We start from the raw sequence: 20,497 nt of genomic DNA, 5'->3' as shown, positions 1-20,497 counted from the left end.
CGACGGACCTTAGACGGTGGGCGTCTCGGGATCTGCGTCGGCGTCGGCCGGGGAGCCGGCCAGCCAGGCATGGGCATCGGGCAGCGGCGCGTCGTCGCGACGGCCCAGCGCCATGAAGTCGAACAGGGTGGTGTCGGCCAGCTGCGAGGGCCGAACTTCGCCCATGGCACGCGCGATCTGCTCGATGCGGCCCGGGTGGTCCTTTTCCCACTGCTTCAGCATCAGGCCGACCTGGCGGCGCTGCAGGTTCTCCTGGCTGCCGCACAGGTTGCAGGGAATGATCGGGAACTGGCGTGCCTGTGCGTACTCGACGATGTCGCTTTCGCGCACGTAGGCCAGCGGCCGGATCACCACGTGTTTGCCATCATCGCTGCGCAGCTTCGGCGGCATGCCCGACAGCTTGGCGTGGTGGAACAGGTTCATGAAGAACGTGGCCACCATGTCGTCGCGGTGGTGGCCCAGCGCGATCTTGGTGAAGCCGTGGGTCTCGGCGTAGTTGTACAGCGCGCCACGACGCAGCCGCGAGCACAGCGAACACATGGTCTTGCCTTCCGGAATGACCCGGCTGACCACCGAATAGGTGTCCTGCTCGATGATGTGGTACGGCACGCCCAGGCCTGCCAGGTATTCCGGCAGTACGTGCTCGGGGAAGTCCGGCTGCTTCTGGTCCAGGTTCACCGCCACCAGCTCGAACGGCACCGGCGCCTTCTTCTGCAGCTGCAGCAGCACGTCCAGCAGGGTGTAGCTGTCCTTGCCGCCGGACAGGCAGACCATGACCTTGTCGCCGGCCTCGATCATGCCGAAGTCGGCAATCGCCTCGCCGACCTGGCGGCGCAGGCGCTTGGCCAGCTTGTGCTGCTCGCGCTCGGCCACGCGCGGATCGCGGACGGCACGCGGCTGGGGATCGGGAAGGGAAATCACGGCACTCATGGGCTCCATTCTAACGGCTCGGAGCGGCCACGGCCGGGGGTCGGGATTCCCCTCTCCCGGCAGTCATCAACGCTGTGTATGCTCGGAGGCTGTGGACACCTACAGCCCCGCCGAGATCGTCGAGCACCTCGCCGCCCTGCGCGCCGAGCACCGCCTGCTGGATGAACAGATCACCCGCATGGCGGCCAATGGCGAGGATGAACTGGAATCCAAGCGCCTGAAGCGGCGCAAGCTGCAGCTGAAGGACTGCATCGCCAGGCTGGAAAGCCTGCAGATTCCCGACGAGCCGGCCTAAAGACGGCCCTCGTGGGTGCCAACCTTGGTTGGCACGGCTGGAAGGTGTGGACCAAGGTCCACACCCACCGCATCGCCCGGCGCTGCCTTCAATCCTGCGGCGCAGGCTCGTCCGGGCGTGCCGCTTCCGGGCTGACCCGTTCGATGGTGTGGCGCAGCTCGCGGCCCAGGATGAACTTGGCATCCTTGGCCCAGGCATCGAGGCGTTCGTCGAACAGCAGCTTGCTGTTCTCGTCCGGCCACACCAGGCGCAGCTCGCGCAGCTTCTGGATGAAGCCGCGGAACAGGGACTTGTCGAAGAACTCCGGTGCCGCCGGTGCATACAGCAGGCTCAGCCGCTGCGCCGCTTGCTGGCACAGGCTTTCCAGCTCGGCAGCGCCGAGCACGCCGGGGCCGTTCTTCACCAGCACCGAGATGGCGATGTAATAGCGCTCGAACGCCTGCTGCAGCGAATGGCCGATCGCACGCAGGCGGAATACCTCGTCGGTCTGCCCGGTATTGCGCGCGAGGATGCCGCCGTCGTCATCGTTGACGTTCTGCAGCAGGCCTTCGCGCACGAACACATCAATGGTCCGGTCGATGCGCAGGGCGAACTCGTCCTCGCTCCACGGCAGGAACAGCTCGGCCTGCAGGAACGGGTACACCGTACGGCCCAGCTGGACCAGGCCGGTGCGGCTCATGCGGCGGTTGTTCTGGAAGCAGCAGGCCACCCACGACGAGGCGGTGAACAGGTGCACCACGTTGTTGCGGAAGTAGCTGAGCAGCACCGCGGTATCGCCGCTGACGCTGAGCACGTCGCCCAGCGGGTGCTTGATGCGGGTGAGGACGTTGATTTCCTCGGCGTGGGCGATGATCCGCTCCGGCGAGTGCGGGGTCACCGTCACCCGGTCCGAATACGGCATCTCGACCAGCAGGGTCTTGCACAGCTCGATCTGCGCGATCAGGTCGGCCTCGCCCATCGCGTGCTTCGGCGTGGACAGCAGGGCCAGCGCCAGCAGGTTGATCGGGTTGACGTCGGCGGCGCCGTTGATGCGCACCTGGATGCGTTCGGCCAGCGTATCCACCGTGGTCGACAGCCACGCCGGCTTCTCGTCCTCCGAGACCGCCTCGCCCTTCCACTCCGGCGCCTTCTCGGCCAGCACGTCGTTCAGCGCGATCGGTTCGCCGAAGTTCACCACCACCTGGCCGTAGTTCTGCTTGAGCACCTTGGGGATGCCCCACAGCAGCGACCAGATCGATTCCTTTTCCTTCGGCCGGCCGGACAGTTCGTCCAGGTAGCTGCCGCCCTCCATCAGCTTCTCGTAGCCGATGTAGATGGGCTGGAACAGCACCGGCTTGCGCGGCTGGCGCAGGAACGCGCGCAGCGTCATCGAGATCATGCCGCCCTTGGGCTGCAGCAGGCGCCCGGTACGCGAGCGGCCGCCTTCGACGAAGTACTCCAGCGAGTAGCCACCGGCCACCAGCTGCGCGACGTATTCGCTGAGCACCGCCGAGTACAGCGCGTTGCCACGGATCGAGCGGCGGATGAAGAACGCACCGCCCTTACGCAGGAGGGTGCCGACCACCGGCAGGTTCAGGTTGATGCCCGCCACGATGTGCGGCGGCACGATGCCACGGTCGTACAGCAGGTACGACAGCAGCAGGTAGTCCATGTGGCTGCGGTGGCTGGGCACGTAGACCACTTCATGGCCCGGCGCGGCGGCCTTGAACTTGTCCAGGTGGTGCACCAGCACGCCCGCATAGATGCGGTTCCACACGTGGCTGAGCATGAAGCTGGCCGAACGCACCACCGGGCTGGAATAGTCCGCGGCGATTTCCCAGGCGTAGGCGTGCGCCTTCTTCCAGGCATCGGCCGGCTTCGAATTGTCGCGCTTGGCCTGTGCGGCGATCGCTTCGCGCACCGGTTCGGCCGCCAGCACCTGGTCGACCAGCAGGCGCCGCGTCGACAGGTCGGGGCCGATCACCGATTCACGGATGCGGCGGAAATGGGTACGCAGCACGCGCTGCAGCTTGCGCACCGTGCGCTCCGGCTCCAGGCCTTCGTCCACGGTGCTGCGCAGCGAGATCGGCGGGGCAAAGCGGACGATGGTGCTGCGGCCGTTGAGCAGCACCGCCAGCAGGCGGCGGAAGCGGCCGACCAGCGCCCAGTTTTCCGAGAACAGCACGGCGAACCAGCCGCTCTGCTTGTCCGGCGCGCGACCGACGAAGATCGACACCGGCACTAGGTGCACGTCCAGGTCATCGCGCACGCGATGGGCCTGCAGCACCTTGGCCAGCGAATCGGAGTGGGTCTTGGCGCCGCGCTGCTCGGGAATCAGCGAGTTGCTGGAGCTGCGCCGCGACAGCGCCAGGTAGGCGCGCTTGCGGCCGGTCGGGTCACCGGCCAGCGGCACCAGCGGCGACGGCAGGCCGGCCTGGCGGCAGGCCTTGTCCAGGATCAGCGCATTGGACAGGCCGTAGTCTTCCAGCACGTACATGACCGGGCGGCCATCGTTGTACTGGCCCGGGTCTTCCGGCTCGATCTTCAGCGACAGCCACGGCTCGACCAGACGGCCGAGCAGCCGAGCCCACAGCGGGCGGCGGCCGGCCGGACGCGCGTGCGCGGGCGGCGGTACCGGGTTCGGGCCGGTACCGGTCGAGGGGGACGCCGGCATCGTATCGGCGGGCGTCGACTGGGATTCTTCGCCGGGGAACGGCAGCGGGTTCTGTTTCGACATCGGCGCCATTATGGCTTAGGCGGCAGTGTTGCCGCTTCCCCACCCTCGGGCGGGGTCTCGGCCGGTGCCGGCGCCGCTGCGGCACGGGCCGCGTCGGCCTTGCGCAGCAGGGCATCGGTGTCGGCCAGGGTGCGGGTCAGGTACCAATGGCCCTCGCGCCGGCTCAGCGGCAGCTGCAGGCTCATCTCGCGCCCCGCCAGATCGTAGTGCAGGCGCACCAGCGCGTTGTCGCCTTCCACCGACAGCAGCTCGCCCCGCACGCTGCGCAGCGCGTCATCCACGCCCAGCCCGTAACTGCCCAGCACCGCCTTGAGGGTGTGGATGAACGGCGCCAGCTGCTGCAGGCTGCCTTCCATGCCCGCGGCCTGCAGGCCGGCCTCGTCATCGAAGCCGACCTTGCCGGCGGCGCCCACCAGCGCGGCGATCGTGCTGCGTGCACGCGCACGGTCACTGATCGGCGCGCCCTGCGCCCAGCTGGCGAGGGTTTCGACCAGGGCGATGTAATGGGCCTGCTGGCCGGGCGTATAGCCCTTCTGGTGGCGCAGGTACTGCACGCCGAAGTTGCCCATCGACTGCGCGGCCTGGCGTACGGCGCTGGCCTGGCCAGCCAGCTGGCGATCGAAGCTGCGCTGCAGTTCAGCACCGGCATTGGGCTTGCGCAGTGCGGCCAGCATCGGCAGCAGCTGGTCGCCCAGTGGCAGTTCAGTCAGCGGCCACTGGCTATGGCCCTCGGCCCAGGCCTGCTGCAGGCGCTGGTACTGGCTGGGGGGAACCGACAGCTTTGCATAGCCGACCAGATCGTCCTCGGCCAGGCGCAGGGCCATCGCCTGCACCGCCGCGACCGGCTCGGCCGCCGGCTTGGCCGGATCGTTGACCGATTCACGGCAGGCGGCCACGGCCAGCAACAGCATGGCTGCCAGCCCCCATCCACGCGCAGACCTTCCTCGCACTGCCACGCTCATTCACTCGGACTCCCCGGACCGGTCCGCATCTTGCGGCCTGCGACGTGACAGCGGCAAGCCGCGCGGTCACGGTTTCCAACCAATGGGGTCAGATCCCTTCTGCCGCAGGCATAAGGGATCTGACCCCAGAACCGCCACCGGCATAAAAAAAGAGCCGGGATCACGGGGATCTCAGGCTCTTCAAGCCGGCACGAGGCCGGAGGACAGTGTTGTGGCACATGTCCGGTCCGAGGACCGGATGGCGGCGATCCTACGCTGCCGCTCAAGTTAAGGCAACACTTCACGTAGTATTGTATAAATTATTGATTTTATTGATTTACATGGCATCTGATAGTGATGTCCATGACATCTACGGCAGGTTTTGCGGCGATTCGGGCACAACCGCTCCCCGGGTCAGATGCAGAAACGCCATCCCGCGCGGGTCGGGATGGCGTTCGAGCCTGCAGCCCTGGCAGCGGAATCTCAGCGCGCAGCCAGCGCGGAGGCGATTTCCTGCTGGATTGCCCGCGCCGCAGCCTGCGGATCGGCGGCCAGGCGGATCGGGCGGCCGACCACGATGGCATCGGCGCCATCGGCAAAGGCCTGGGCTACGCCAACGGTACGCTTCTGGTCATCGCCGACCGGGCCGCCGGGGCGGATGCCCGGGCAGACGATCGAGAACCCGGCGCCGGTAGCGGCGCGGATCGGGCCGGCTTCCTGCCCCGAGGCGATCACGCCATCGATGCCGGCGGCCTGGGCAGCCAGCGCGCGCTCAACCACAACGTCGACCGGTTCACGATCGATGCCCATCTGCGCCAGGTCCGGGCGGCCCATCGAGGTCAGCACGGTCACCGCCAGCAAGCGCATGTCACTGCTGTTGGCGGCGGCGCAGGCTTCCATCATCGCCGGATGCCAGCCGTGGATGGTGGCGTAGCTGACCGGCCACTGCGACAGGCGCTTGATCACCGCCGCGGCGGTGGCCGGGATGTCGAAGAACTTCAGGTCGACGAACACGCGCTTGTCGCGGCGGGCCAGCGCATCGAGCACCTGGAAGTACTCGCCGGAGGCGAGCAGTTCCATGCCGATCTTGTAGAACGCCACGCTGTCGCCGAGGCGATCGACCCACTCCAGCGCCTGCACGCGATCAGGCACGTCCAGCGCGAAGATCAGGCGCTCGTCATCGCGCAGCGGCAGCGGCGCGCGGCTCACGGTGCGTAGTCCAGGGCGGCGCGCTTGGCGTCGTGGCGGGCCTGGCGCGACTGGCTGTAGTCGTTGTTGAACTGCGCCGGCTCGAAGCCGCCGTAGGTCGGGTTCGGCAGCATCCACCAGCGCTCGCCGAACCAGTCGTGGTACTGCTGCAGCAGGGCGTCACGGCCTTCATTGGTGTTGGCGGTCACTTCCACGAAGTCGCCCAGCTGGTCGCCGAACTGCATCAGCACGCGGTACTTCTGCCCGGCCAGGCGGCGGCGGCAGTTCTTCTCGCTGCCGGCCTGCTCACAGCCTTCGACCACGGTACCCAGGCCCAGGAACACGCTGTCATCGGCCACCGGCAGGCCTTGCTCGCGCAGGTTGGCCAGGGTTGCGTCCTTCAGGTGCACGGCGCGGTTGGAGATGTACAGCAGGGTCACGCCCTTGGCGTTGGCGGCCTTGGCGAAATCAACCACGCCCGGAATGGCCTTGGCCTTCTTTTCGGCCACCCACTGGTCCCAGGTCAGCTCGTCGTATTCCTTGCCGTCGCGGACCAGGCGCGCCTGGTAGGGCGAGTTGTCCAGCACGGTCTCATCCACGTCCAGCACCACGGCCGGCTTCAGGCCCTTGGCCTCGTTGCCGCGTTCTTCCGGCACCAGCGCATCCCAGTGGGCTTCCTTCAGCGCGGCATCCAGGTGGTCGGCGGCGGCACGGTAGGTCTGCTCGGTGATCGCCTTGTACTCCTGCGCACGCTGCATCCACAGCACCGCATTGAGGTTGTCGTTGGCAGTGGCATCGAGCGCGCCATCGGCCTTGGCAGCGGCGGCCGGGGCCTCCGGCGCAGTGGCTTCGGCGGCAGGCGCATCCACGCGCTTGCAGGCGGACAGGCCCAGCGCCGCGGTGGCGAGCAGGGTCAGGGACAGGGAAACAGGACGACGCATGGATTCACCGGCAATCAGATATACCGGCGCATTTTACCGGCAAAGCCGGCCCGGGGACGGCTATGCTTGGCGGTTGACCCGTTGCCCTTCCGGAGGCCGCCATGACCGATTCCGTCCAGACCCCCGACGTCCCCCTGCTCGACGCCGTGCAGGCCCGCCTGCTGGGCTGTCTGGTGGAGAAGGAGGCGACCACCCCGGACACCTACCCGCTGACGGTCAACGCCGCCCAGTCGGCCGCCAACCAGAAGACCGCCCGCGAGCCGGTGATGAACGTCGATGCCGGGAGCGTGCAGCACGCGCTGCGCCAACTGGAGACACTGGGCCTGGCCCGCCAGCACTTCTCTTCGCGTGCCGACCGCTACGAGCACCGCCTGCAGGCCGCGCTGGACCTGACCCGGCAGCAGACCGTGCTGCTGGCGATGCTGCTGCTGCGTGGGCCGCAGACCCTGGGCGAACTGGTCACGCGCAGCGAGCGCCTGCACCGCTTCGCCGACGCCGACGAAGCCCGCCACGCCATCGAGCGCCTGCAGCAGCGCGCGCTGCTGGTGGTGTTGCCGCGCGCCAGCGGCCAGCGCGAAGACCGCTACATGCACCTGCTGTGCGGTGAAGTGGATGGCGCGGCGCTTGCGGCCAGGTACGCCAGCAGCGGCGGTGGCAGCGATGCGGCCGATCCAGGCCTGGCCGAGCGCGTGGCCCAGCTGGAAGCGGCCGTGGCCGAGCTGCAGGCGCAGCTGGCCGAACTGCGCGGTAACTGAGGCGCAGCCGCAGGGTAGTGCCGGCCACCGGCCGGCACCCCCTCGGGACCAATCCGCCCGGGACCGATCGGCGGTTCAGCAGCCTCCCACTCTCAGGAAGCCATCGCAGTTCGCAAGCGCGCGCACGCCCCATTCCTCCATCGTGTACTGATTGGTCAGCTGGCTGCCGTTGTTGCGCACACACCTGACATCGACGTAGCACTGCGTGCCGGGTCGTCCATCAATACGGTTGACATGGCAACTGCGGCTGGCTGATGACGCGTTCCACGCGCCCTGGCAGGCCTGCGTGCTCGAGTGCGGTGAAAGGTCACTCATCTGGGGAAGCGTGAACGCAGATGCAGACGCGGATACCACGCTCAACAGCATCGTCGTGACCAAAGGCATGAGCTTCATGAGAACTCCTGGAGTTTCCGGGTTTCGGGAATGACCACAGCGCTGCCCAACGCAGCAGGTGGGTCATCCTCATGAAACCCGGAAGCATCGGCGGCGAACCGGACGACTCGCCGGTTTATCGCCAAATGCAAGAATCCTCATTCGGCTTGTCCAGATGCGTCATGCCCCCCCGATGGGTACCGCCACCGCACCCGGCGTGGCATACAGCCGGCTCGGGCTGTCCACGCCCGGCAGCTGGATCACCCCACGCTCCTCCATGCCCAGCCCCAGCAGGATCTTCCCGGACACCATATTGTCCAAGTCGGTAATGCCATACAGATCGTGCAGGCCCAGCTCCGCGCGCGCATAGGCAAACACCGCCCGCGCCGCCTCACCGGCGTAGCCCTGCCCGGCGAATTCCGACAGCACCGCATAGCCGATATCCGGCCCCGGCAGGCCATCCCGCCGCACCAGCCCGGCATTGCCCAGCCAGGCACCATCGGCCAGCCGCTCGATGGCATACATGCCATAGCCATGCAGCGCATAGGCCGGCAGTACCCGCATCGCCGCGTAGTCGCGCGCCTCCTGCTGCGTACGCACGCCTCGATCACCGATGAAGCGCACGAAGCCCGGATCATTCAACAGCGCCAGCATCGGCGCCGCATCGCGATCAGGTTCAATCGCACGCAGGCGCAGGCGTTCACTTTCGATGGGATGCACGCGCAGACCTCCAGCCGAAACCCCGATTCTGCCTCAGCCCCCGGCTGCTGCTGTTGCTTTTGATTTTCTTTTTTCTTTTCCGTGGCTGGCGCGCACGGAACCTGTCAGAGGCCGGGCGGGTGGGCTGGGCGGGACCGTCCGCGGCATGGGCCCGAGGCATGCCTCGGGCGGGTTGGGCAGGACGCCCAACCCCGGTCTTGCCGTGTGCGCAGGACAGCGCACACGAGCAAGCCGCGGCCGAGCCCCCAAGGACGGGTTTACGGCGTGTCCCGCCCAGCCCACCCGCCTGGCCCGCTCACGAATGCACTGCGGACGACGCCAGCCACGAGGGGCTGCGCCGTTCGCCGGTCAATCGAACAGCGCCTCGATCGCCGCCAGCCCCGCACTCGCCCGTTCCTTCTTGCGCACCGCATCCGCCACCGGATCGGCGCCATCACGCTGGATCTCCTCGGCCGGAATCTCCTCGAAGAACCGGCTCGGCTTCAGCCGCACGTGCTCGCCGAACTTGCGGGTCAGCTTGCTGTAGCTCATCCACAGCTGGATCTTGGCGCGGGTGATGCCCACGTACAGCAGGCGCCGCTCTTCCTGCAGGTTGCCCTCGTCCAGGCTGACCTGGTGCGGCAGCACGCCATCCTCGCAGCCGACGATGAACACGTACGGGAATTCCAGGCCCTTGGAAGCATGCATGGTCATCATGCGCACCTGGTTGCCGCCCTCGTCCTTGTCGCTGCGCGACAGCAGCGCCAGCTGGCCCGCCAGGTCGGCGGCGGTAGCACCACGTGGGCCACCCTCGAACCACTGCGCCAGTTCCTCGATGTTGTTGGCGCGACGCTGGTAGCTGGCCTCTTCCTTGGCCTGCTGGCGCAGCTCGCTGAGCAGGCCGGATTCCTTGGCGACCTTGCGGATCATGTCGCCGGAAGTGACCTGCCGGGTCTGTGCACGCAGGTCACGCAGGATGTCGGTGAAGCGCGCCAGGCTGTTGGCCGCGCGCGGCGGCAACTGCTGCAGGGCGCCGATCGCCTCGGCGGCCTGTGCCATCGGCATGTCCTTTTCCTGCGCCAGCTCGGCCAGCTTGGCCAGCGTGCCGGCACCGACGTCGCGCTTGGGCGACTGCACCGCACGCATGAACGCGGTGTCGTCGTCGGGGTTCACCAGCAGCCGCAACCAGGCCAGCGTGTCCTTCACTTCCTGGCGTTCCAGGAACATGGTGCCGCCGGTCAGGTGATACGGGATGCGCAGCAGCTGCATCGCCTTTTCCAGCGGGCGCGACTGGAAGTTGCCGCGGAACAGGATGCAGAAATCACTCCACGGCACATTGCGCGACTGCGCCACGAAGGCGATCTCGGCAGCGACCTTTTCCGCTTCGTGCTCGCTGTTGCGGCACTCCCACACGCGGATGCGCTCGCCGTCGGCCTGGTCGCTCCACAGCTTCTTCAGATGCTCGTGCGGATTGTTGGCGATCAGCGCATTGGCCGCGCGCAGCACGCGGTTGGAGCAGCGGTAGTTCTGCTCCAGCTTGATGATCTCCAGCGTGGGATAGTCGCGCCCCATCTGCTGCAGGTTTTCCGGATTGGCGCCGCGCCAGGCATAGATCGACTGGTCATCGTCACCCACGCAGGTGAAGTTGCCCTTGTCGCCGGCCAGCTGCTTGAGCAGCCGGTACTGCGCATCGTTGGTGTCCTGGCATTCGTCCACCAGCAGGTAGCCGATGCGCTCACGCCAGGCCAGCGCGATCTCCGGGTTCTCCTCCAGGATCTGCACGGGCAAACGGATCAGGTCGTCGAAGTCGACTGCATTGAACGCGGTCAACCGCAGCTGGTAACGCTCGTAGACACTGGCCGCTTCCTTCTCGCGATTGCTGCGCGCGGCGGCCATCGCCTGTTCGGGCGACAGGCCGGCGTTCTTCGCGCGCGACACCAGGTTCTTCATGTCCTCGATGTCATCGGGCTTGGCCCCGTACATCAGGTCCTTGATCTGCGCGGCGGCATCGTCGGCATCGAAGATCGAGAAGCCGCGCTTGAGGCCCACCGCGGCGTGCTCGATCTGCAGGAACTTCAGGCCCAGCGCATGGAAGGTACAGATGGTCACCTCGTCGGCGTCCTGCTCGCGCAGGCGCTTGGCCACGCGCTCGCGCATTTCCTTGGCCGACTTGTTGGTGAAGGTGATCGCCGCGATGCGGCGCGCCGGATAGCGGCCGCAGCCGATCAGGTGGGCGATCTTTTCCACGATCACGCGCGTCTTGCCGCTGCCCGCGCCGGCGAGCACCAGCAACGGACCTTCGATGTGCAGGACGGCGGCGGCTTGGGGGGGATTGAGACCGTGCATGGGATGGGGATTGTAGCGGGGCCGGGTGACGACCACAGCCGGTCGCCGGTGGGGTTGCTGAACGGCTTCGGCGAAGCGGGGCTGCGGCGTACAATCCGTCGATGGCCAAGCTCTACTTCTACTATTCGGCAATGAATGCCGGCAAGACCACCACCCTGCTGCAGAGCGCCCACAACTACCGCGAGCGCGGCATGCGGGTGGCGATCCTGACCCCGCGCCTGGACGATCGTGCCGGCGCCGGCGTGGTCGCCTCGCGGATCGGCCTGCGTGCGGACGGCATGGCCTTCGACCGCGATACCGACCTGCAGCGCTGGGTCGAGCAGGATCTGGCAGCCAACGGCCCGATGGGCTGCGTGCTGGTGGACGAGGCGCAGTTCCTGACCCGCGCCCAGGTCTGGCAGCTCAGCGAAGTGGTCGACCAGCTGCGCATTCCGGTGTTGTGCTACGGCCTGCGCACCGACTTCCGCGGCGAGCTGTTCGAAGGCAGCCAGTACCTGCTGGCCTGGGCCGACGAGATGCAGGAGATCAAGACCGTCTGCCACAGCGGCAAGAAGGCGACGATGACGGTGCGCGTGGACGAGCATGGGCACGCGGTACAGGACGGCCCGCAGGTGGAGATCGGTGGCAACGACCGCTACGTGTCGGTCAGCCGCGCCGAGTTCAAGAAGATCACCCGCGGCGAAGGCCGGATCGATCCGGCACAGGCGCCCCTGCCGCTGTAAAGGGTGTTCGGCAGGGCTGCGCCCTGCACCTGCCGAGGCCGGAGCCAGAGCCACGGCAAAAGCGGGCTATCCGTGGGATGGCGGGGCACTGTGGGTTTGCGGGGACGCCGTAAACCCGTCCATGGGGGCTTGGTCGCGGCATCCATGCCGCTCACACCCCGCAAACCCACAGTGCCCCACCTTCGACAGGTCCCCACGGCTGTTGGTAGGTGTCGACCTTGGTCGACACATCTGTCAGATATCGAATGAAATTCCGGGGTCAGATCCGTTTTCCTTCGGAAAACGGATCTGACCCCAAGAGCAATTCCCACAGATCGCGGAGATCTGTCGAAGGCGGGGTGGGTCCGGTGGCGGGAGTGTCCGCGGCATGGACGCCGCGGCCAAGCCCCCAGGGATGGGTTTACGGCGTCTCCCGCCACCGGACCCACCCCGCCATCCCACGGGATACCAGCTTTCGCTGTTGCTGTTGCTGTTGCGTTGAGCAGGTGCAGGGCTGCAAGCCCTGCAAACCCAACACCCCTCTTAGTACAGCGTGCGCTCCGGCGCGCCCGCCGGCGGCGGCGTGTACTGGTACAGCCAGGTCTCGGTGAGGGTCTTGCCGCCACTGCGCAGGAACAGGCGGATGTCGATCTGCTCGGTGCTGCCTTCCGGCGGCACCAGGTCGAACATCGCGCGGTAGCCGTTGATCTCGCGCAACGGACGCGCCGACACGATCTCGACCCGGCCGCGGCTGGCTTCCACCACCGCCTCGACCTCACCCTTGTCGATCAGCCTGGCCAGTTCGCCGCCTTCGAAGTCCACCGCGAAGCGCCAGCTGAAGTACTCGCGCTTCTTGCCGACCACGCCACCCAGGCCGGTGCGGCTGGCCACGCAGTGCGCCAGCGGCGGCCGTGCCGGCGGTTCGGCGCCCCAGTACAGACGGTAGCCGACCAGCAGCTCCTGGCCCGGCTGCGGCTTTTCCTTCGGGTTCCAGAACGCCACGATGTTGTCGAAGGTCTCGTCCACGGTGGGAATCTCCACCAGCTGCACCGAGCCTTCGCCCCATTCGCCCTTCGGCTCCACCCACAGGCAGGGGCGCTTCTCGTAGAACACGCCGTCGTCCTGGTAATGGTCGAAGTTGCGGTCGCGCTGCAGCAGGCCGAAACCACGCGGGTTGCGGTCGACGAACATGTTGAAGCGCAGGTTGCGCGGGTTCAGCAGCGGCCGCCAGATCCACTCGCCGGCACCGGTCCACAGCGACAGGCCGTCGGTATCGTGGATCTCCGGGCGCCAGTCCCATGCCATGCGGCGGTCGTTCTCGCCCACCTGGTACATGCTGGTGCACGGCGCGATGCCCAGCCGCTCGATCGCCTTGCGCGGGTACAACGCGCTGTCGATGTCCATCAGCAGCACGTCGCCATTGGTGATGGCGAAGCGGTACGCACCGGCCACGCTGGGCGAATCCAGCAGGCCGTAGACCACGATCGTCTCCGAATCGGCCGACGGCTGTTCCAGGTAGTAGGCGATGAAGTCCGGGAATTCCTCCGGCTTGCCCATGCCGGTGTCGATCGCCAGGCCGCGCGCGGACTGGCCGTACTGGCCCTCCTTGCCGACCGCGCGGAAGTAGCTGGCGCCGAGGAAAGCGGCGAAGTCGCGGTCGGTGTCCTTGCGGGTGTTCAGGCGGAAGCCGGCGAAGCCGAGGTCGGCCGGCAGCTCGCCGTCCTTGATGCCGCTCTTGCCGTAGTTGAACGCCGCGCCGTCATACGCCAGCTCCTGCGCCTTGCCGTCGACCACGTCGAACATGCGCACCGGCGAATGGAAGTACAGGCCCAGATGGAAGAACTTGGCCTGGAACTTGCCCGGCTGGTCAGCCCACAGCGCATGGTCCTGGCGATAGCCGATCGACTGGTACTGGTCCCAGTCCAGTCCCTCCAGGCGGCCCGGCAGCACCCGCTTGTGGCTCTTGTAGGGCGCCTGGGCCAGCGCGCGCGCCTGGCCCTTCAGGGTGGCGAAGTCGAACGGCTGTGGCTGGCCGAGGCGGCGCAGGCCCATCTGGCCGCTCTTGCTGGCCGCGCATGCGGGCAGGGACGGCAGGCCGAATGCAGCCAGGGCGAGGGAGGCATTGCGGATGAAGTCGCGTCGTTGCATGCAGGCGCGTCAGGCACAGAGGGAAGGTCGGCCATCATAGGCAGACAAACGTTAACGGGCAGCGGAGACGTGCCCTGCCCGTTCAGCTGCCGCTGGCCGCCGGCTCAGCGCTGGCAGTGGCTGCACCAGACGCTGGCACGCTGGCCGATGATGGCGTGCTTCAGCGCGCGGCCACAGTTCGGGCAGGGCAGGCCGTCGCGGCCGTACACCAGCAGTTCCTGCTCGAAGTAGCCCGGCGCGCCGTCAGGGCTGATGAAGTCGCGCAGCGTGGTGCCGCCACGGGTGATGGCGTAGCCCAGGATCTCCTTCACCGCGTCGGCCAGCCGCTGGTAGCGCCCGCGCGAGATCTTCCCGGCCTCGCGCAGCGGGCTGATGCCGGCCTTGAACAGGCTCTCGGCGGCGTAGATGTTGCCCACCCCCACCACCACCGCCTGGTCCATCAGGAACGTCTTCACCGGCGCGCTGCGGCCACGGCTGCGGGCGAACAGGTAGTCGCCGTCGAACGCGTCGTCCAGTGGCTCCGGGCCCAGCCCCTGCAACAGCGGGTGGATCTCGCCGGCCGGCTGCCAGAGCAGGCTGCCGAAGCGGCGCGGGTCGTTGAAGCGCAGCAGGCGGCCGTTGTCCAGGCTGATGTCGACGTGGTCGTGGGCGCGCACCGGCGTATCACCGGGCAGCACACGCAGGCTGCCGGACATGCCCAGGTGCAGCACCGCGCTGCCGATGGCGGTATCCAGCAGCAGGTACTTGGCGCGCCGGCGGATCTCCTCGATGCGCTGTCCCGGCAGCAGCTCGGCCACTTCCGGCGGGATCGGCCAGCGCAGATCGGCGCGGCGCAGGATCACGCCATGCACGCGACGGCCCTGCAGGTGCGGCGCCAGGCCGCGGCGGGTGGTTTCTACTTCGGGCAGTTCAGGCATGGGTTGATTCTACGCGGGGCCAGGCGAAGCCGCCGGTTGGGGCCGGGGCGAGCTACGGCACCAGGCCGGCCGCTTCCACCAGGAAGGCGCCCTCGACCAGTGCGCCACGTCCGCCCAGGCGCCAGAACGCCAGATAGGGCGCGAAGTCGACGGCTGCCGGGGAGAGCGGTTGGGCGATATACCAGCCCAGGTAGAGGTCCGAAGCGATGTGGTACAGCGCCTCGTCCAGCGCGGCAACCTGTGGGGTATCCAGCGTGCGCGACTCGCGCACCACATCACAGACGACATCATGCAGATAGGCGGCGGGGCCCGATTCGCGCCAGGCCGCCTGCAGCTGACCGGCGGTGGCTGCCACCACGGGTACGTCGCGCAAGGTCGCCTGCAGCCCGGGCTCACCGGCCCTCCCGGCCACCCTCGCCAGCTCATCCAGCCAGGTCCGCGCGGCGGCCGCCACGGCCTGCGCATCGCCCGCGATGGCCGGCTGCAGGTACAGGTGCTCGCCCCAGCGGCCTGCGCCAAGCACGTCCAGCGCGCGCGACTGCAGCGCATCGGCATGCGGGAAACGGGCGAATATCGCCGCCAGCGTGTCCGGGTCAGTCACACCCTGCAGCAGGCCGGAAAAGTACCAGTCCTCCTGCTCGCTGCGGCCAGCGCAGAATTCAAGCCATTCGGCGAACAGCTCCTCGTCGATCCGATCATCCATGGGGGCTCCTGCGGAAACATGTGGCCGCGATGATCGCCCGGCGGGCCGCGCGTGGGCCAGCCTGCACTCAGCGCGGTGGCGCCGACAGCTCGCGTGCATCCAGATAGCCATCACCGTTGGCATCCTGCTTATGGAAGCGCTGCACGATCACCTGCCGCTGCTGCTCGCGGCTGATCGCCCTGCCCTTGCCACCGGGCAGCTCATCGGCGCTCAGCACGCCATCGCCATTGCGGTCCATGCGGTCGAAGGCGTACAGCATCCACTGCACGTACTCGGCCTCGCTGACCTTGCCGTCGCCATCGCTGTCCATCCGCTGCAGGTAGCTGGTGGTATCGGTGACCTGGGCCAGCGCCGCGCCCGGCAGCAGCGCGGCCAACACAAGCCCGTACCCTGCCCTCACGCGCCCACCAGGCTGTAGCCCTTCAACCGTGCGGCATAGGCCTGCAACGCCGCGATGCCGCTTTCCTCGGCCTCGCGGCACCACGCCTGCAACTGATGCAGGCGCTCGGCGGCATCGTGGCCGCGGGCCTCGAGCAGCGCCGCCAGCCGCGCGCGGTACTCGACCAGTGTGCGGATACGCGGGCGCTGCGCCACCCATTCGCTGAGCTGGGCACGACTGTCCGGCTTCAGCCAGCGGCCATCGTTGACCAGGCCACGGCGCAGCCGGCGCGGCAGCAGGCGGCGCAGCTTGGCCCCGGCCTGCACGGCTTCCTCGCGCAGGGCCGGCATGAACACATTGCGCTGGTAATCGGTCATCGCCTGGAAGCGGTGCGACAGCAGCGCCTTCAGGGTTTCGGCATCGGGCACCGCGATGTTCGGGCGCACGTCCATGGCTGGCGCCACCCGCAGCACCTTGGCCAGGCGCAGCGCCTGCAGCAGGCGGATCGCGCTCCAGCCAATGTCGAATTCCCAGCGCCGCATCGCGAAGCGCGCCGAACTGGGGAAGGCATGATGGTTGTTGTGCAGCTCCTCGCCACCGATCCAGAACCCCCACGGCGTGAGGTTGGTGGAGGTATCGGCCGACTCGTAGTTGCGGTAGCCCCACCAGTGACCCAGGCCATTGACCACGCCCGCGGCCCAGAACGGAATCCACGCCATCTGGATCGCCCACAGGGCCACGCCGGGCAGGCCGAACAGCACGCTGTTGATCACCAGCAGCAGCACCGGGCCGAGCGTGGCGTGCGGGGTATACAGGTGGCGCTCGATCACATCGTCCGGGGTGCCGCGCCCGTACTGCTCGATGTCCGCGCGCATGCCGCGCGCTTCCCGGTACAGCTCCACGCCATGCCAGAACACCGTGCCGATGCCGCGGGTGACCGGGCTGTGCGGGTCATCTTCGGTCTCTACCTTGGCATGGTGCTTGCGGTGGATGGCCACCCACTCGCGGGTGATCATCGAGGTGGTCAGCCACAACCAGAAACGGAACACGTGGGCCAGCGCCGGGTGGAAATCGACCCCGCGATGGGCCTGGCTGCGGTGCAGGTACAGGGTCACCGAGAAGATGGTGATCTGGGTGAAGACCAGCAGCACGCCCAGCATGGCCCACCAGCCCAGGCCGAGCACACCACCGGTCAACAGGGACATCAGGGCATCTGGCATGGCGGCTCTCCGGATCGACGCGGGGATGGCAGACATGATGGGCGCTTGCGTTGCAAACTGCATCCCTGCGGCGGTGATTGCCACCGCCTTCCGTGGCACCGTTCACAGTTGGGGACCTGAGTTGTCGAGCCTTGATCCACGCGCCAGCGCCATGACCGCCGCCCCGCCCCTGGCGGAGCTGCCCCCCTTGATCGAACTGGACCGCGCCACCGTGGTACGCGGCCAGGTGAAGGTGCTGCACGGGCTCAGCCTGCGCATCGCACAGGGCCAGCACACCGCCCTGCTCGGCCCCAACGGCTGCGGCAAGTCCACCTTCATCAAGCTGATCACCCGCGAGCTGTACCCGCTGGCCCAGGGCGACGGTTCGGTGGCGGTGAAGGTGCTGGGCCAGAACCGCTGGCAGGTGGATCGCCTGCGCTCGCAGCTGGGCATCGTCACCGGCGACCTCAGCAGCAACCTCTCCGACATGCCCGGGCTGACCGTGGAGCAGGCCGTGCTGTCCGGCTTCTTCGCCAGCTACGTGGTGCCGGCGTTCCGCGAGGTAACCGCCGACATGCGTGCACGCGTTGGCGAGACACTGGCGATGACCGGCGCGCTGTCGCTACGCGAACGCGCCTATGCCGAGTTGTCGGCCGGCGAGACCCGCCGCGTGCTGATCGCCCGCGCGCTGGTCAACCGGCCGCAGGCCCTGCTGCTGGATGAACCCTCCACCGGGCTGGACCTGGTCGCCCGCGAGCAGCTGGTGGCGACCATGCGGGTGCTGGCACAGCAGGGCATCACCCTGGTGCTGGTGACCCACCACATCGAAGAGATCATTCCCGAGATCGAGCGGGTGGTGCTGCTGCGCGACGGCCGCGTACTGGCCGATGGCACCCGCGCCGAACTGCTGCGCAATGAACCGCTGTCCGCGGTATTCGGTGGCGCGATCACGGTGGTCGAGCAGGAAGGGCGGCTGACTGCGTACGCGGGGTAATCGAGATGCCATTGTAGAGCCGAGCCCACGCTCGGCTGCTCGTGATCACGGCAAACGGCAGCCGAGCATGGGCTCGGCTCTACAGGATCCAATGCAGCGGGCCGGAACCCGGCCCGCTGTACGCAACCTCAGAACCGCAACGCCAGCGCGCGTGACTCGATCGGTGCCATCCGGCTCTGGTCCTGCAGCTGCAGGTCGCGCAGCTCGTACGGCGCACCGAAGCCGGCTGGCAATGCGGCCTGGTCGAACGGCAGCACCAGCTGGCCTGCGCCCGGGCCATCGAACCACGCGGCCGCATGTGCCTGTGCGACCGGCTTCAACTGGCCATCGCGGGCGGTGGCATACAGCGTGCCCCGCGCCTCATAGCGTCCGGCCGCTGCCACCTGCAGCGGCAGCGCCACCTGGCGGCTGGCCGGGTCCGGTGCCGCCTGGCCACTGAAACGGGCAGTCGGCCGTGCCACCGCAAAGGCCACCTTGCCATCGCGCAGCACACCATCGGCCTGGGCGAACACCTGCAGCTCCCATAGCCCCTGCACGCTGCCGACATCGGCGGGGATCCGCACCTGCGCGCGCAGGCTGCCATCGGTGGTGCGCAGCAACCGCTGCGGCCAGCTGCGGCCATCCGGTGCGACCAGCAGGGCTTCACCGCCGAGGCCGCCACGACGCGATGCCAGCTGCGCGGTGGTGGCGCCGTCTTCCAGCAGGCGCGCCTGCAGCTGCACGTTGCCACCGGCCAGCACCTGCGCCTGGTTGGCCTGCACTTCCAGCCGCAGCGGGCTGTTCGGCTCCAGCACCTGCACCACGTAGCGGCCCTGTGCCTGCGCGCTCTGCAGCGTGTACGCACCGACTGCACTGGTCGCGCCGGTGCGCAGCATGCTGCTGCCATCACCCACCGGCATGCCGGCCTCCTGCAGTGCGCGCGCATCGACACTGCGCGCCACGCTGCTACGGCCGGCCGGGTCGCGCACCTGCAGGGTGTTGGCCGGCAGCGCGCGGGCACCGTCGGCCGGGCTCAGCTGGATCACCGCATCCGGTGCCGTCAGCGGCAGGTCCAGGCCGCGCTGCAGCTGCGTGCCATCGACCTGCTGCCAGTAGCTGCGGCTGACCGAGGCATACGGCGTGGCCGCCTGCAGCGGCTGTGCCGGGTCCAGCGCCCAGGCAAAGGCCAGTGGCGCGTGTTCGCTTTCATCGGTGGGCAGCGGTGCGGCCACCAGGGCGGCAGGCACCTGGTCGCCCGCACGGGCGGCCTGCAGCGGCTGCGCGGCCTGCGCGGCGGAAAGGGACAGCACTGTCAGCACGGCGCTGGCCAGCAGGGTGGAATGGATCGTCATGGTCATCTCCCTCACTGGGCCAGGTCGGTGCGCAGGATCGTGCCGAGGCCGAAGCACTCGCGGCGGCTCTGGTTGTGGCTGAGCGGCTCGGCATCCTTGGTGCGCTGTTTGTCGGTGAACCAGGTGGTGCCGGCGGCCTTCTGGCTGCTGCACTCCAGGAAGCCATCGGAGCAGGACGACAGCCAGTTCTGGGTGAACTCCAGGCCGACATTGGCGGCGTAGCCACCGCAGTAGCTGTTGCTGTCCCACACCGCCGATTCCACGTCGCTGCCGACCACGGCGCGGAACGGCTTGGGCAGCGCCGGGCGACCGGCGGTGCCGTACAGGTTCTGCGCGTTGTAGGTGGCCATGCTCGCCACCTGCTGCTGGCGAACGGCGTCGTTCTTGTAGCCCAGCAGCCAGCCCAGCGAGGTTTCGAAGGTGTTGCCGTTGAGCACCGCATCGGCCAACGGCGTGCCTGCCGAAGACGGTGCCAGTGCGTTGACCTTGCGCACCGTGCGGATGATCTTCGGATAGCGGCTGTCGTAGGTCGGGTTGGACAGGATCCAGCGCATCACGTTGCCGCCGTTGGAGTGGGTGATCACCACCAGCTGGGTGATGCCACGGCTGTCGATGAAGCTGGTCAGCTGGTTGGCCAGGCAACCGGCGGCTTCCGGCTTCCACATGTACTGGGTGAAGTCGCAGTTGATGACGGCGTAGTTGCTGCTGTTCGGCAGGCCCTGGCGCACGGTGTCGATGATCGCCGGCTGCCAGTAGTCCTGGGTCGCGTTGGTCTGCGCGCCAGTGCCGTGCACGAAGGCCACGCCGACCACATCGGCGGCCTGCGTCGGCGCGATTGCCAGCCCGAGGAGCAGGGCCTGGACGGTACTTCCTGTTGCGGTGCTGCGCATCGCTTCTCTCCCTCTGTCAGCGGATCCCCCCGACCCGGCTGGAACTGGACGG

General features: G+C 68.0%; 19 protein-coding genes. 4 read left to right on the top strand and 15 right to left on the bottom strand.

The features are described from left to right. Positions 1-9: 9 nt before the first annotated feature. Entirely contained in the window at positions 10-930 is a 921-nt protein-coding gene (ttcA, locus tag D5301_RS19885; RefSeq protein WP_180846548.1) for a tRNA 2-thiocytidine(32) synthetase TtcA, read from the bottom strand. A gap of 91 nt (positions 931-1,021) precedes the next feature. Here ttcA and D5301_RS19880 point away from each other — a divergent pair, with 91 nt between their 5' ends. Then, a complete protein-coding gene (locus tag D5301_RS19880) occupies positions 1,022-1,225 on the top strand; it encodes a YdcH family protein (protein WP_004153435.1) in 204 nt (67 codons plus the stop codon). An 88-nt stretch (positions 1,226-1,313) separates the two neighbouring features. Here the strand turns inward: D5301_RS19880 and plsB are convergent, their stop codons facing one another. From plsB to D5301_RS19860, 4 genes are all read right to left on the bottom strand, one after another. Beyond that, on the bottom strand, positions 1,314-3,950 hold the full coding sequence (gene plsB / locus D5301_RS19875) for a glycerol-3-phosphate 1-O-acyltransferase PlsB (protein ID WP_153856670.1): 2,637 nt from the start codon (positions 3,948-3,950) through the stop codon (positions 1,314-1,316). Continuing rightward, positions 3,950-4,903, bottom strand: a complete 954-nt coding sequence (locus D5301_RS19870; protein ID WP_153856669.1) for a hypothetical protein — start codon at positions 4,901-4,903, stop codon at positions 3,950-3,952. The genes plsB and D5301_RS19870 overlap by 1 nt, the downstream gene beginning before the upstream one ends. Positions 4,904-5,365: 462 nt before the next feature. After that, entirely contained in the window at positions 5,366-6,091 is a 726-nt protein-coding gene (gene pyrF / locus D5301_RS19865) for an orotidine-5'-phosphate decarboxylase (RefSeq protein ID WP_075675752.1), read from the bottom strand. After that, positions 6,088-7,011 (bottom strand): 5'-nucleotidase, lipoprotein e(P4) family, encoded by a 924-nt coding sequence (locus D5301_RS19860; protein WP_126930504.1) that lies wholly within the window; start codon positions 7,009-7,011, stop codon positions 6,088-6,090. The genes pyrF and D5301_RS19860 overlap by 4 nt, the downstream gene beginning before the upstream one ends. Before the next feature lie 101 nt (positions 7,012-7,112). Between D5301_RS19860 and D5301_RS19855 the strand changes: the two genes are divergently transcribed. Next, positions 7,113-7,766 (top strand): DUF480 domain-containing protein, encoded by a 654-nt coding sequence (locus tag D5301_RS19855; RefSeq protein WP_153856668.1) that lies wholly within the window; start codon positions 7,113-7,115, stop codon positions 7,764-7,766. Positions 7,767-7,841: 75 nt separating this feature from the next. Here D5301_RS19855 and D5301_RS19850 read toward each other — a convergent pair whose 3' ends face one another. The 3 genes from D5301_RS19850 to D5301_RS19840 form a co-directional block, all read right to left on the bottom strand. Then, positions 7,842-8,159 carry a hypothetical protein gene (locus D5301_RS19850; protein WP_024958820.1) on the bottom strand — a complete coding sequence of 106 codons (318 nt, stop codon included), beginning with the start codon at positions 8,157-8,159 and terminating at the stop codon, positions 7,842-7,844. A gap of 159 nt (positions 8,160-8,318) precedes the next feature. Further along, on the bottom strand, positions 8,319-8,858 hold the full coding sequence (locus D5301_RS19845) for a GNAT family N-acetyltransferase (RefSeq protein ID WP_164162857.1): 540 nt from the start codon (positions 8,856-8,858) through the stop codon (positions 8,319-8,321). Between the two features lie 348 nt (positions 8,859-9,206). Further along, entirely contained in the window at positions 9,207-11,183 is a 1,977-nt protein-coding gene (locus D5301_RS19840; RefSeq protein WP_110710649.1) for a UvrD-helicase domain-containing protein, read from the bottom strand. A 101-nt stretch (positions 11,184-11,284) separates the two neighbouring features. Between D5301_RS19840 and D5301_RS19835 the strand changes: the two genes are divergently transcribed. Next, positions 11,285-11,905: a thymidine kinase gene (locus D5301_RS19835; protein WP_153856666.1), complete on the top strand. Its 621-nt coding sequence runs from the start codon at positions 11,285-11,287 to the stop codon at positions 11,903-11,905. 522 nt (positions 11,906-12,427) lie between these two features. Here the strand turns inward: D5301_RS19835 and D5301_RS19830 are convergent. The 5 genes from D5301_RS19830 to D5301_RS19810 all read right to left on the bottom strand — a co-directional run bounded on the left by D5301_RS19830 (position 12,428) and on the right by D5301_RS19810 (position 17,251). Beyond that, positions 12,428-14,032, bottom strand: coding sequence for a glucan biosynthesis protein D (locus tag D5301_RS19830; protein ID WP_012509627.1), 1,605 nt, complete (start codon positions 14,030-14,032; stop codon positions 12,428-12,430). Between the two features lie 104 nt (positions 14,033-14,136). Then, positions 14,137-14,949, bottom strand: coding sequence for a bifunctional DNA-formamidopyrimidine glycosylase/DNA-(apurinic or apyrimidinic site) lyase (gene mutM / locus D5301_RS19825; RefSeq protein WP_153856665.1), 813 nt, complete (start codon positions 14,947-14,949; stop codon positions 14,137-14,139). Between the two features lie 52 nt (positions 14,950-15,001). Continuing rightward, positions 15,002-15,652 (bottom strand): hypothetical protein, encoded by a 651-nt coding sequence (locus D5301_RS19820; RefSeq protein ID WP_153856664.1) that lies wholly within the window; start codon positions 15,650-15,652, stop codon positions 15,002-15,004. A 67-nt stretch (positions 15,653-15,719) separates the two neighbouring features. Continuing rightward, on the bottom strand, positions 15,720-16,052 hold the full coding sequence (locus tag D5301_RS19815; RefSeq protein ID WP_248858571.1) for an EF-hand domain-containing protein: 333 nt from the start codon (positions 16,050-16,052) through the stop codon (positions 15,720-15,722). Then, positions 16,049-17,251 (bottom strand): fatty acid desaturase, encoded by a 1,203-nt coding sequence (locus D5301_RS19810; protein ID WP_153856663.1) that lies wholly within the window; start codon positions 17,249-17,251, stop codon positions 16,049-16,051. The genes D5301_RS19815 and D5301_RS19810 overlap by 4 nt, the downstream gene beginning before the upstream one ends. 151 nt (positions 17,252-17,402) lie before the next feature. On the opposite strand from D5301_RS19810, the gene D5301_RS19805 reads away from it, so the two are divergent. After that, positions 17,403-18,224 carry an ATP-binding cassette domain-containing protein gene (locus tag D5301_RS19805; protein WP_110710645.1) on the top strand — a complete coding sequence of 274 codons (822 nt, stop codon included), beginning with the start codon at positions 17,403-17,405 and terminating at the stop codon, positions 18,222-18,224. 128 nt (positions 18,225-18,352) lie between these two features. On the opposite strand, the gene D5301_RS19800 is transcribed toward D5301_RS19805, so the two are convergent. Both D5301_RS19800 and D5301_RS19795 read right to left on the bottom strand, forming a co-directional pair. After that, entirely contained in the window at positions 18,353-19,555 is a 1,203-nt protein-coding gene (locus D5301_RS19800; protein ID WP_153856662.1) for a DUF4785 domain-containing protein, read from the bottom strand. Between the two features lie 11 nt (positions 19,556-19,566). Then, positions 19,567-20,445 carry a hypothetical protein gene (locus D5301_RS19795; RefSeq protein WP_153856661.1) on the bottom strand — a complete coding sequence of 293 codons (879 nt, stop codon included), beginning with the start codon at positions 20,443-20,445 and terminating at the stop codon, positions 19,567-19,569. Positions 20,446-20,497: the final 52 nt, after the last annotated feature.

This window comes from Stenotrophomonas sp. MH181796 (assembly GCF_009659995.1).
GTDB lineage: Bacteria > Pseudomonadota > Gammaproteobacteria > Xanthomonadales > Xanthomonadaceae > Stenotrophomonas > Stenotrophomonas riyadhensis.
The sequence above is the reverse complement of the archived record's forward strand: the minus strand, read 5'-3'. Positions and strand labels throughout refer to the sequence as shown.